At 51.1% G+C, this 13,372-nt stretch carries 7 protein-coding genes and 1 tRNA gene; 5 read left to right on the plus strand and 3 right to left on the minus strand.

Translation table 11 applies throughout. The features are described from left to right. Positions 1-65: 65 nt before the first annotated feature. Both lysA and GmarT_RS10930 read right to left on the minus strand, forming a co-directional pair. Positions 66-1,337: a diaminopimelate decarboxylase gene (gene lysA / locus GmarT_RS10925; RefSeq protein ID WP_002648857.1), complete on the minus strand. Its 1,272-nt coding sequence runs from the start codon at positions 1,335-1,337 to the stop codon at positions 66-68. Between the two features lie 103 nt (positions 1,338-1,440). After that, a complete protein-coding gene (locus tag GmarT_RS10930; protein WP_002648856.1) occupies positions 1,441-2,454 on the minus strand; it encodes an aspartate-semialdehyde dehydrogenase in 1,014 nt (337 codons plus the stop codon). Positions 2,455-2,934: 480 nt separating this feature from the next. On the opposite strand from GmarT_RS10930, the gene purD reads away from it, so the two are divergent. The 5 genes from purD (at position 2,935) to GmarT_RS10955 (ending at position 8,505) form a co-directional block, all read left to right on the plus strand. Continuing rightward, positions 2,935-4,206 (plus strand): phosphoribosylamine--glycine ligase, encoded by a 1,272-nt coding sequence (purD, locus tag GmarT_RS10935; RefSeq protein WP_002648855.1) that lies wholly within the window; start codon positions 2,935-2,937, stop codon positions 4,204-4,206. Between the two features lie 45 nt (positions 4,207-4,251). Continuing rightward, entirely contained in the window at positions 4,252-5,013 is a 762-nt protein-coding gene (locus tag GmarT_RS10940; RefSeq protein ID WP_002648854.1) for a 2-phosphosulfolactate phosphatase, read from the plus strand. A gap of 80 nt (positions 5,014-5,093) precedes the next feature. Next, positions 5,094-6,761 carry a glycine--tRNA ligase gene (locus GmarT_RS10945; protein ID WP_002648853.1) on the plus strand — a complete coding sequence of 556 codons (1,668 nt, stop codon included), beginning with the start codon at positions 5,094-5,096 and terminating at the stop codon, positions 6,759-6,761. 56 nt (positions 6,762-6,817) lie between these two features. Continuing rightward, positions 6,818-8,356, plus strand: a complete 1,539-nt coding sequence (locus GmarT_RS10950; protein WP_002648852.1) for an FAD-dependent oxidoreductase — start codon at positions 6,818-6,820, stop codon at positions 8,354-8,356. A 78-nt stretch (positions 8,357-8,434) separates the two neighbouring features. Then, positions 8,435-8,505 (plus strand) — tRNA-Gly (locus GmarT_RS10955). 64 nt (positions 8,506-8,569) lie between these two features. Here GmarT_RS10955 and GmarT_RS10960 read toward each other — a convergent pair. After that, positions 8,570-13,246, minus strand: a complete 4,677-nt coding sequence (locus GmarT_RS10960) for a PQQ-binding-like beta-propeller repeat protein (protein ID WP_002648851.1) — start codon at positions 13,244-13,246, stop codon at positions 8,570-8,572. Positions 13,247-13,372 lie beyond the last annotated feature (126 nt).

The raw sequence follows: 13,372 nt of genomic DNA on the forward strand, positions 1-13,372 counted from the left end.
CCGTACCCCGGAAAACTGATCTTCTGAACATACACGAGAGACTAATCTGTATGTCGGTATTGATATCAGGTCTGTTCCAGTGCGATCAGTTCTTCATAGGTTTCCCGCCGACGAATGACCTGATTCTCGCTGCCGTCAACCAGAATTTCTGCACTGCGGGGACGCGCGTTGTAATTGCTGCTCATGACTGAACCATATGCGCCTGCGCTGAACATGCAGAGATAGTCTCCCCGCTGCATGGGAGGCAGATAGCGGTCTTTGGCAAAGTAATCACAGGATTCGCAGACCGGGCCAACAACATCAGCCGGTTCACAGCCTTCAATTTCACCTTCACAGTCGAAAGGCATGGGGACCTTTGGTTTGACCGGCCAGACACGATGGTAAGAATCGTACATGGCAGGGCGGACGAGATCGGTCATACCACCATCCTGAATGTAGAACAGCTTGCCCCCTTCCCGCTTGGTGAAGACGATCTGGCTGATCAACACGCCTGAGTTCCCGGCAATGAAGCGGCCCGGTTCCAACGCCAGCCGACAGCCAATTTCTTTAATGGTGGGGACAATGACATCTGCATAAGTTTGAGCTGAAGGACCTTCATCGGTTTTGTAGCTGATCCCGAAACCGCCACCCAGGTTGAGCCAGTTGGTATTATGGCCTTTCTCCCGCAGTTGGGAGATGACTTCAGCCCCTTTTTTGACTGCTTTCGCATAGGGATCGGTCGACAGAATAGGAGAACCGAGGTGCATATGAATGCCCGTCAGTTCCAGGTGTTCGTCTTTGAGCACTTTGTCGGCCAGTTCGGTGGCCCGTTCGATATCCATGCCGAACTTGTTGCCTTTTTTACCGGTTGTGGTTTTGTGATGTGTTTTGGCGTCGATATCCGGATTCAGACGCAAAGCGACGCGTCCCACACAGTTTAATTCACCGGCGATGCGCGCGATGGCGTCAAGTTCGGCTTCACTCTCGACGTCGAACATCAGAATGTCTGCTTTGAGTGCCTGGCGGATTTCTTCATCGGTTTTACCGACACCCGCAAAGACGACGCGTGAGGTATCGGCGCCGGCCTGCTGTACCCGGAACAGTTCTCCCCCGGAAACGACATCGAAACTGCTGCCAGCGTCATTCATAGTCTTGAGAATACTCAAGTTCCCGTTGGCTTTGACGGAATAACAGATGACCGGATCGACTTCCGCAAAGGCGTCCTGAATCTCTTTCAAACGACCCAGAAAGTCTGATTTGGAATAAACCCACAGAGGGGTGCCAAACTCTTCTGCCAGTTGAGCGACGGGGACATTTTCACAAAACAGTTCATCATTCTGGTAATGAAATGCAGACATTGCGTAGCCTTTACGAGGTAATCTTTGAAAAAAGGCACTGGCGGGTGGAACTCTTCAAGCAGTAATCCGCCCGCAGTGACGATAGTGAAGACGCGAACACAGCTTAGGTACAGGCTTTGTGTTTAGCGAGCAACTCTGCAATTTGAACAGCGTTGGTGGCAGCACCTTTACGGAGGTTATCACTGACGCACCAGAAACTAAGTCCATTCGGAGAAGAAATATCACGGCGGATTCGGCCGATATAGACTTCATCACTGCCATCACAGGTGGAAGGCAGCGGATAGGACAGGTTCTGCAGGTCATCGACGACAGTGATTCCCGGGAAATCAGAGAATAACTGACGGGCTTCTTCCGGGGAAATGGGGCGTTCGGTCTCGACTGTGATGGTTTCGCTGTGGCAGTTGGCAACAGGAATCCGCACACAGGTGGGATTGATCTGGATCGATTCATCGCCCAGAATTTTGCGGGTTTCGTACACCATTTTCATTTCTTCGCTGGTGTAGCCTTCTTCTTTTTCACTGCCGATCTGTGGGATGGCGTTGAACGCGATCGGATGAGCAAAGACCTGGTAATCATGCTCTTTGCCTTCCAGATAGGCACGAGAACCTTCCAGCAGGTCGCTGGTTCCTGCTACACCGGCGCCACTGGTTGCCTGGTAGGTACTGACAATTACGCGGCGAACAGGGGAAGCATCGTGCAGTGGTTTCAGGGCCATCACCATCTGTGTGGTGGAGCAGTTGGGGCTGGCAATGATGCCTTTCGCTTCAAGTGCGGCTTCCGGATTGATTTCCGGAATCACCAGCGCGACTTCAGGCTTCATCCGCCAGTAACCTGATTCATCGATAACAATCGCTCCGGCTTCCACGGCTGCTGGAAGAAATTCAGCTGCGACATCATCGGGAGTAGAAGCAATGACCAGTTCTACGCCGGCGAAGGAATCTTTGGTCAATTCTTCCAGTGTGTATGTTTTGCCTTGGAATTCCAGTGTTTTGCCTGCGGAACGCGCTGAGGCCAGAAATCGAAATTGTTTCGCCTGGAAGTTCCGGTCTTCCAGCAGTTTCCGCATGATGTGCCCGACGGCACCGGTGGCACCAATAATGGCGACAGTATCAAACACTTTGAATTCTCCAGTAAACAAAAAGGTTAAAAGTCTTTTAACAGAATAACTTTAGGTCAATTACTATTACTCAGGAATACGATAACAGTAATTTCGTCTCTCTCCTCTCTCTATTGAGGTCTCTGTCTATTGTGACAGATACTTGGAAAAGAGGTTCAGAGCATCATCGGGGATCGCAGAGCAATAAAAAACAGATTGAATGGGACATTATATGATCTGAAGGTGGATTCGTCCAATGCTGGACGCGTACTGCCGGAAGAGTGGTGATTTCTGAAGAAACTTTATTCCCGACCGGCCCTGTTTTATTCTGAAATAGAAGTAATATACGAGCTTTTTAGCAGCAAAGTCCAAATTTCGGGAAGCGATGCTACTAGGGGCAAAACAGTGCTGATATACTCCACGGGAGTAGAATCAAGTCAGTGAGAGAGATTGTCTCGCCTGAAATTTTAAGAAGAAGATAACGAGCAGGTACCGTACACGATGAAAGTTTTAGTGATTGGTCAGGGAGGCCGCGAACACGCGCTGGTCTGGAAACTGGCCCAGTCGGAGAGTGTCAGTCAGGTCTTTTGTGCACCTGGAAACGCAGGAACCCAGCTGGATGGGACGAATGTTGCCATCAGTGTCAGCGATATTCCGAAGATGGTGGCTTTCGCCAAAGAAGAAGCGATCCAACTGGCGGTGGTCGGCCCGGAAGTGCCTCTGGTCGCCGGGATGTCAGATGCACTGCGTGCCGCCGGGATCTCAGTATTTGGACCTTCCAAGGCAGCCGCTGAACTGGAAGGCAGCAAATCATTTGCCAAGCAGATGATGTGGAAGGCGAATGTTCCCACAGCCAAATCAGAGACATTTAACAATTTTGAAGCTGCGGAAGCTTACCTGGAAGAACGCGAAGAACAGCCTCTGGTGATCAAGGCAGATGGCCTGGCTGCTGGTAAAGGGGTTCTGATCTGCGATACCAAGCAGGAAGCTCTGGATGCCATCAAATCGCTGATGAAAATTCGCGAGTTCGGTGATGCAGGGAAAACCGTCATTATTGAAGAAAAGCTGATCGGTCAGGAAGTCAGTATTCTGGCAATCGTCAGTGGATCGACGATTGTTCCTCTGGAAACATCTCAGGATCACAAAGCAGCCTACGATGATGACAAAGGACCTAATACCGGTGGGATGGGGGCCTACAGCCCTGCTCCCCTGGTAACACCAGAACTGATGGACGAGATTATCGAGAAAATTCTCGTGCCCATGGTCAATGTGATGAAAATTGAAGATCGTCCTTTTAACGGTGTTCTTTATGCCGGCCTGATGATTACCAATCAGGGACCCAAGGTACTGGAATTCAATGTCCGTTTCGGCGATCCTGAAGCCCAGCCGGTCCTGATGCGGCTCAAGACGGACCTCGCACAACTGCTGCTGGCAGCGGCAGAAGAGCGTCTGGACGAGATTGACGACCTGGAGTGGGATGAACGGCCGACAGTTTGCGTGGTGATGGCGTCTGAAGGATATCCTGATGAATATGAAAAAGGGAGAGTCATTCGCGGCTTGAGTGAAGCGGCTGAACTGCCTGATACCAAAGTGTTTCATGCCGGAACAACCATGAAAGACGATCAGGTCGTGACCGACGGCGGTCGAGTACTGGGTGTAACGGCGATTGGTGACAGCATCAGCCAGGCAAAACTGAAAGCGTATCAGGCGGTCAAATGCGTCCGCTGGGATGGCGCCTGGTGCCGCAAGGATATTTCAGATAAGGCTCGCTGAGCCCCCGAGTTCCCTTAAGCATTGAAAGAATGTGCTCGATCAGCCATGCCTGATGAAATTCGAACCTGCTTACTGCCTGTGTTGTCACAACCGGAAGACTTTTCGGGGAGCACTGCCGTGATCCTCGATATTCTTCGCGCTTCCTCTACGATTACGACAGCGCTCCATGCCGGGGCCGCTGCCGTGATTCCCTGTCAGGAAATTGAAGAAGCACAGGAGATCGCCGGTAATCTGAGTGAAACTTCTGATTCAGGGGTATTACTCGGGGGAGAACGCATGGGAATCATGATTGATGGTTTCGATCTGGATAACTCCCCTGCCCGTTACTCTGCAGATATGGTTACTGGCAAACAGATCGTATTTACGACCAGTAATGGAACACGGGCGTTGAAGCGTGCGGTTCAGGCAGATCGCATTCTGATTGGTTCGTTTTTGAATCTGGCTGCGGTGGTGAAAGAATTGAGTCAAAGTTCGGGTGTTGTTTACCTGGTCTGTGCGGGGACAGATGGAGCTGTTACAGGCGAAGACTGTCTGTGTGCTGGCGCAATTGCTGCGGGACTGCAGGAAATTACCAGTGAGAAACTGACACTGGATGATGCAAGCAGAATGGTCGTCGACTATTATCGAACGCAGATCAGCGGTCCGGGTGGATTGCTGACAGCGATGCGTGCCAGTCAGGGGGGACGAAATCTGATTCAACGTGGCTTTGAAGAGGATGTTCGACTATGTTCCGAATGTGATCGTTACTCGGTACTTCCTGAGTTCTGTCACGAATCGGGAAAAATTATGTTATCTTCAGCAGGCTGAATCGCTGCTGTCTTAAATAAGTAACCATAAAATCGTTTTACGAGAGTGTCTTACTGAAGACAAAAGGGAAGACCAGAACAATGAAAAAAGAGATGGAGAAAATCGTAGCGTTGTGTAAACGGCGCGGGTTTATTTTTCAGTCGTCTGAAATTTACGGCGGTCTGCAGGGGTTCTGGGATTATGGTCCGCTGGGAGTCGAGCTCAAGCGAAATGTGAGAGAAGCCTGGTGGTCTGACATGATTACCACCCACAACGAACTGGTGGCTCCGGAAGGGGCTCCCAAACCGTTCTCCATGACGGGGGTCGAAACGACCATTATCATGCACCCCAGTGTCTGGAAAAGCTCCGGGCACTTTGACCTGTTTCATGACTTCATGGTCGATTCTAAAGAGTCCAAAGCCCGGTTTCGTGTCGACCATGTGTCGGTGGCCGTTGCTTATGCTGCTGATCAGACTCCGGTCGCCTGTGAAACCTACATGGCAGATATCGGCGAGGAAGGACTCTCCAAAACCAAACGCAAACGTCTGGAAAAAGCGCTTGCGGAATACGAAAAAGAGAACAGTCTGGACGCCAGTGAAACTCCCCAGATTTCTGTCTGTAATCTGATGGAGTACCGGAAAATGCTGGCGGAAGCGAATATCCCCGCGACCGGTAAACTGGAAGCACGCTGTCCGGAAACGGGTGGCGAACTGACTGAGCCTCGTGAATTCAACCTGATGTTCAAAACGATCATCGGTGCGCTCTCAGGTGAAGAAGGAACCGCGTTCCTGCGGCCGGAAACCGCACAGGGGATGTTTGTGAACTTTAAAAATGTGGTCGACAGCGGGCGTGTCAAAGTGCCTTTCGGGATCGCTCAGATCGGAAAAAGTTTCCGAAATGAAATTACACCCCGGAATTATATTTTCCGTTCGCGTGAATTTGAGCAGATGGAAATGGAGTTCTTCTGTCATCCTGATGAGTCATTTGAATGGTACCAGTACTGGCGGGACCGCCGCTATGCCTGGTACATCAAACACGGGATTGCAGAAGACAACCTGATTTTGCGCGATCATACCCAGGAAGAACTGGCGCATTATTCCGTGGGAACGGCAGACGTTGAGTACGCCTTCCCCTTCATGGAAGAGAATGAATATGGCGAACTGGAAGGGATTGCCCATCGTGGTGATTTCGACCTGCGTTCGCATATGGAAGGCAAGCTGGTACGTGAAGGAGATCAACTGGTCGTAGAGAAGAACGAACATGGTCAACCCAAATATAAAGGGAGCGGCAAAGATCTGACCTACTTTGACGATCAGACCCGCGAGCGATTCATACCGCATGTGATTGAGCCCGCCGCCGGTGCAGACCGCGCGACGCTGGCATTTCTCTGCGAAGCCTATTACGAAGATGAACAACCCGATGAAAAGGGGAATATGCAGACGCGAACAGTCATGCGATTCCATCCGCGACTGGCTCCCGTGAAAGCTGCCGTTTTTCCGTTGATCAAAAAAGCGGGAATGCCGGAAATCGCTTCGTCCATTTACCAGCGCTTGAAATCAGCAGGAATTCAAGCCGTTTACGATCAGCAGGGCGCCATCGGTCGCCGATATCGTCGTCAGGACGAGATTGGAACACCTTTCTGCTTGACAGTGGATGGGGAGACCGAACAGGATAACTGTGTGACACTGCGTGATCGTGATACACTGGAACAGGTCAGAATTCCGATTGACGATGTCGTAACAGAGATTCATAAACGAATTTATGGCTGAATGAATCAGTCCGTATCAAAAACTATTCCTGCAAAATGAATCGAGAGGAGTCTGGTATGACCAACGAAAATATAGACCGTCGCGTATTCGGTAAGTATCTCGCTGGCAGTACGGCTGCTTTTTTAGCCGGTGCCAATGCGGCTTCTGCAAAAGAACCGGTGGTCGATGGTGTGACGCGTCCGTCAAATACGCTGTTACTTGACGGAGGCGGTCAGTCAGTCTGGAATTCAACTGCGCAGCATGTACGGACCAGTGGCTGGGTTTCACCTGATGGGAAAATCTTTCATGAGGCGGCCCGGAATATTCCGATTGTCGAGGAAGATGAAGTCATCGTCTGTGGCGGTGGTCCTGCCGGGGTTGCTGCGGCTCTGGCTTCTGCCCGCAGTGGTGCGAAAACCCGCTTGCTGGAAGTCAATGGCTGTATCGGTGGTGTCTGGACAGCCGGCGCATTAACGCTGATCATTGATGCCCAGAATAAGCCGGGCATTATGCGGGAGCTGTTACAGAAGCTGGAAGAACGCGGCGCCAGTAATACCCTGCCCAACGGTTCGGTCGCTTATGATACCGAAAAAACCAAGCTGTTACTGGAAGATCTGTTGCTGGAAGCGGGCGTCAAAATTCAATTGCACACACGCGTCGTGGGTGCGGTGACCGACATTAATAATCGTCTGTCGGTGGTTGTGACCGAATCCAAATCGGGGCGGCAGGCCTGGAGAGCCAAGGCGTTTATTGACTGCTCTGGCGATGGTGATCTGGCAGCGCAAGCGGGGTGTGCTTACGAGTTCGGCCAGCCTGGTACCGGGTTGACTCAGCCGATGAGCCTGATGGTTCTGCTCACAGGGGTGACACTGGATGGGATTGCTCAGTTTGTAAGAGGAGATGCAGAACCCCGCAAACTGGGGAACCCGAAGAAGAATCTACTGGCAGAATTTCAGCGGGCGGGGATTGACCCTTCTTATGGCGGCCCGACTATTTTTCGGGTTCGGGATGGCCTGTTTGCGATGATGGCCAACCATGAATACGGGACGCTGGCCATCGATGCTGCCCATGTCACCGACGCGACTTTACAGGCCCGGCGTGAAGTGCATAAACTGGTCAACAGCCTGAAAAAACTCGGTGATCCCTGGACCAATCTCGAGATCATTGCGACTGCAGAACAGATCGGCACCCGTGAAGGACGCCGAATTATGGGACGTTATCATGTTTCCAGTGAAGATTTGAAAAACGGAGCACGCTTCGAAGACGGTATCTGCCATGTTCGATTTGGAATTGACGTGCATTCGACCAATCCTGGTAAAACGAAAGCCATTGAAAAGAAACCATTCAAATCCAAGCCTTACGATATTCCCCTGCGGGCACTGATTGCCCGGGATGTGACCGGCCTGATGATGGCAGGCAGATGCATCAGTGGAGATTTCATCGCTCACAGCAGTTATCGGGTGACCGGGAATGCCGTGGCCATGGGTGAGGCGGCGGGGGTTGCTTCTGCTCTGGCAGCGACCACGCAGAAACTGCCTCACGAGGTCCCCTTCCCTGAGGTCGCCAAACAACTGGAGCTGATTCGCTCCGGTGAAAACCAGCAGGTAAAAAGTTAATTGAAATACTGATCATGCTGCCTTCGGAATTGCTTGACCCGAACCAGCGTGATGTTTAATCTGTCTCTTCCGAGTTCAGCGGCTGTCGTATAATGGTATTACCCCAGCTTCCCAAGCTGGTGACGAGGGTTCGATTCCCTTCAGCCGCTCTTTTCAGACTCCCTGCTTCCCCGAAACTGAGATTGAGTTCAAGCCTGAATCTTCTTTCTGCGATCAGAGTGGCTTCTCAAAGATACTATCCAGGGACTTCGCTTTATCACTGAAGTCGATTTCGATGGCACTATGCAATCCCTGTAGAATGATTTTATGAAAGCGGGGATCAATCTGCAGCTGCAGGATCGTATCTTTCAGGATATTGTCTTTAAAACCGATCGTATCTCCGGTACTGGCATCCAGGATTTCCAGCAGGAATGAATAGCTGCGGGTTCGAGATTCCGTCCGGATTTTACTCATAAAGATCAAAAACGGAAGCTGGTACTGCGAGGTATCAACCCAGGAACGTTTGGGGAGATTGCGGCTCCAGAGAATCTGTCCCGTTTTCCCATCGATGCAGATTAAATCATTGTCGACATGCACCACATTCAGAAACGAATCGCTGACGTAAAAATCGTTTTGCGGGGATCGCCTGCGTGGTGAAGTGTAGGAAAAATTGAAGTAGTAGCGTTCCTGATCTTTGAAGCCGATAAACTTATTGAGGCTTTTCAGGTATTCGTCAGGGATTACCGATTCAATGATGGTCTCTCCCGTTTCCACATTGAGTACCCGCAGCCGATTGGGAGGCAGCAGGACGGCAAGCTCTGTTTCAGAAATCTGAGCGGAAAGGCTTGTGTTGGAAACTGGTTCGTCGAGCAGGTGCTGATCAGTCAGCGGGTCCCAGAGTCGGACCCGTTTTTCAGTGGTCGATGTCGTTTCGTAGAACAGCTTGCGGCCGAAGACGTGGCGGGACCGACTGTTCAAATCCAGCTCTCCTTTTCGAATCAGTTCTCCTGTAATGGTACTGTAGACATCGTAGTTCGTACGATTAATATTAAACGCAACCAGTGCCTGCTGGTCACCAATCAACCCCTTGCTGGAATCGCTGAGGAAACCCGATTTGGAAGGGATATTCCTGCGTTCCCACAAGACTTTCCCTGTAGCTGGATTTAATCCGAACAGACGATTATCCCATTGGAAAACACAGACACGCGGCCCGGAAGGACCAACGTAAAACAGTGATTGCGAGTTGTTTAAGTCATCGAATTCCTTCGTCCAGAGCGGCGACGAAATATCTTCATTCAGTTGCAGCAGCGAGACTCCATGAATCTTGCGGCTGCTGCCGAGTGGAATGAAATGACCGACGCGGGTATTTTGTGAATGATAGGGATAGGAAATGCGGTCTGACACTTCGATCTTTCCAATCGTCAGCCCCGCGTGTTTGTTGATGACATGCAGCTGTCCCCCGGCTTTCAACAGCAGTTGAGAGATTTCCGGTGGAGGGAGAAACTTACGCTCATAATTTTTATACGTATTTCTGATTTCCGGGGATGGTGTTCCCAGGTCACTCTGGCGAATGATCAGGTGAGAGACCTCGTGTTTCAGTGGCTGCATGGCCTGAAAGATGTTCCAGGTCTGAGAACTGCGATCAAAGCGATTGACATACTGCTTTCCCGTGATATCGGTGTCGAGTATGACTTGCGCATATTTGTTGTCCAGTTCACTGAGTAACGCAGCTGCCTCATGAGGCAGCCCTGCCGCCTGCCAGAGTTCCAGAAGTTCACAGGTGGCATTGGCTGCAATCTGCCCGTCGGGATGACTGCGGTTGAGCATCAGCAGGAATTCTGCCTGTTGGATCTGTCCCTGTTCGGTCAGTCGGGCTGCCAGTCTGCTGCGGACTGCGACTGCCTGTGACCAGCTGCCATAGGTGTCGAGAAACGCCTGCAATGCGGGAATGGAACCATCTTTCAATGCGGCCTGTTGATCATCGGTGATTTTTGCATCCAGTGCTTCGCGGTCTACTCGATCTGCTTTCGCGGTCACTTTTTCCATCAGTCCCGCGATCAGGCTTTTGGTGGTGACCAGGTGATCGGTGTCTCCCGCCATCGCCAGGGGCTGAATGACATCAATGTTCTTAAATTCTTCGGCAACATCCATCAATGCCTGGTAGTTTTCCTGCTCCAGCAGATATCGGGATTTGCGTGAAAGGTAACGACCTCGTTCCTGCGGGGTGGTGGCAAGCCGTTCGAGTTTCGCGAGGATCTGAAATTCATCCTGGGTCGACTGATTCAGTTCGGCATAGAGCAATTCCCGTAAGAGCGACTCAGAACGTGATTTGACATTGGCAGCAGTGGGAATGGAGAGCAGAGTCTCCAGCCTGTGTTGCGCACTGTTTAAATTACCCAGCGCCAGCTCCAGCTCTGCTTTTAGCAGTTGGTTGCCCTGGTTTTGGGGCGAATTCAGACTCTGGTGATCGATCTGAGGTAAGCTGGTCAGCATGGCTTCTGCCTGAGGAAAAGCATCAATCTGCCAGAGCCCCAGTGAGATCACCTTGTCTTGATGGGCAATAATATTTCCGGGATACCAGCTGTGCCTGGACTGGTCATGATTTGATTTCTGCGCAGAGCCCTGATAGGCGTATGCCGCACCCTGACGCAGTTTCTGTTTAAAATCTCTGTTCAGGATCTCTGTGATTTGTGTGGTATTACTCAGGGTAAAGCCAGATTCTTTTCCCGTGGGAATATCGATACTGAGTACGCTCCCCGTTTTGATGGGCAGCAGGTAGTTTTTGTGTGACAGAAATCCTTTACCGGTGACAGGACCGACGTGCAGATGCCAGAGTTCTCTCCCATCTTCGATATGCCGGCCTCGGCAATAGTCAGAGCCGACAATCAGTACTGTCTCGTCGACCACCGCGGCGACATATTCTGCATCTTCGCGGTGAACTTCTTCCCAGAGCGGGAGACCGGTATTTAAATCGACACAATGAATATAGGGGGAGCCTGTCGGAAGATAAAACACGCGATGCTGATCAATTAAGGGGGCACTCGACAGACCGGGATGCCCAAAAGCGAGAGGGCGGTAATACCGTTTCTGTGAAATCCGGCGGTACTGTTCTCCGTCGCCATAATAGTAGTTCCAGAGGAGATCACCATTTGTCGCATCGATGGCGACCAGAGTATCCATCTGGGTTGTGCAGACCAGAACCCCCTGACTGCTGGTTAGCGGACAGTGCATATAGGCGCGGGTACGATCTGTGAAAATCGGTTGATTCACGAATGCAATTCCCTGCTTCCAGTGAATCGCTCCGTTTTGCGGGTTGATACACAGAATAGAGAGTTGACTGTGATGTTCAGCAATGGCGTAAATATAATTTCCGACAGGCAATGGCGCCCCGAGGAAATAGTAACCTTCAATAGTCCATGTCGGTTTTGTCTGCAACTCAGCGGTTTCGCTGCCTGCAGGTGATGCTGTCACGCCTGTCTTCTGGCGGTCTGCAGCAGGTTTCCTGTTCAAAGGAAGTGCCACCAACCGGTTCCCCTTCTGGGACACGAGGGAAAAATGAGACGTCGCTTTCCGCAGTCCCATGTTGACCTGAGCAGGAGGCAGTGTATCTGGCAAATAGTCGATCGCAAATACAGACTGGCCATTGCTGCTGAGGGAACCATAGATGGAGTTATAATTATAAAACTTTTCCAGTGGCAGATTCTGGGAATAGGTTGAATGAGAGGGTGTGTGTTCTTCCAGTTGATCAATCAGCTGGCTGAGGCTGCCGGCACTCTGAAACAGCCAGGCTGTTTTCCCGGAATCCAGATTGACCGCACGAATCCCTTTGAAATCCCGATAAATCACCAGATCATCCACGGCGATGGGCTGGTTCGTCACCGCAGTCGAGAGGTTTTCCCGAAACTGTTTGGTCTCCCAGTTGCGTAAGGTTTCGAGTGGACGGTCTTTGTCGGTCAATCCAATCGGGTGGCTCCAGACCGGGTTCAGATAGGGAAGACTGGCGTCGACGGACTGGTTGCGTTTTGGATTACCCTGTGAAACGGGCCAGTCACTTCTCTGCTGCGAGGAGGCTCCGGTGAGCGAAGTATCCAGAATCTGGAGCGCCTGTTCCAGCCGGAGTGTTTTACCGGACACGATGACTTTTGCTGTCCCGTATGCTTCCAGAATCTGTGTGGTTTTTTCATGCTGATGTGACTGCTGATAGGTTAAAGCGGCTTTCAGTAAATGAACCGGTTCCAGCCGTGACTGTTGCAGACGGCTTTCAAGTAGCAGGTCCCAGTAGCGTGCAGCGAAATCGAAGTTACCCTGTTCCATGTAATGGGTGGCTAAATAATTCAGGGCTTCAAAGCCTGCTCGCAGGGGAAAAAATCGTAATGCCAGCAGTTCATAGAGTCGCAGATCATTTGTCTGCCTTGCCTGCTGCAATAACTGGTTTGCCTGAGGCCCCGAGATACGTTCGTAGTCTGCCAGTGAGCGAGGCGAAAACTGGGAATACAATTGACGGGTGCGTTCGCGGAAATTCACCGGGCGTGGCTGATCATCGGACCAGAAGAAGTAATCTTCCTGGTGATCGAGAAGCTTTTCGAGCTGTAAAGCTCCTTCAGTGAATTCGCGATTCTGGAATTTCTGCTCTGCCCGATCAAACTGAGTCTGCAGGTTCCGGTTTCTGTATATTCGGTGGATTAACGCTTCGCGTTCCTCTGAGACCGACTGATCCGATTCACTCTGATCCGGGACTTCCTTCTGTTCTGGCGGGTCGAGGAATGCCAGCAGCGGTTGCCTGTTCTGTTTTTCACCTGAGAGTAGATAGAAACAGGGATAAAACAGAACCACACCAAGACAGAGCAAGATTCTGGTTGAGACATTCTTCGGGAACTGAAATCCCGAGAATGGAGGAAATAATCGATTCATCCTGCGGATTCTCCTCAGATCAGAAACAGGTGCCTGCCATTAAGCGCATCACCGAACACAGGCGGTAACATTATAACACAATCCGGGGAAATGCAGACAGGCTAGTTTAAAAAGGAGGCCATCCTC

The organism is Gimesia maris (genome assembly GCF_008298035.1).
Lineage (GTDB): Bacteria > Planctomycetota > Planctomycetia > Planctomycetales > Planctomycetaceae > Gimesia > Gimesia maris.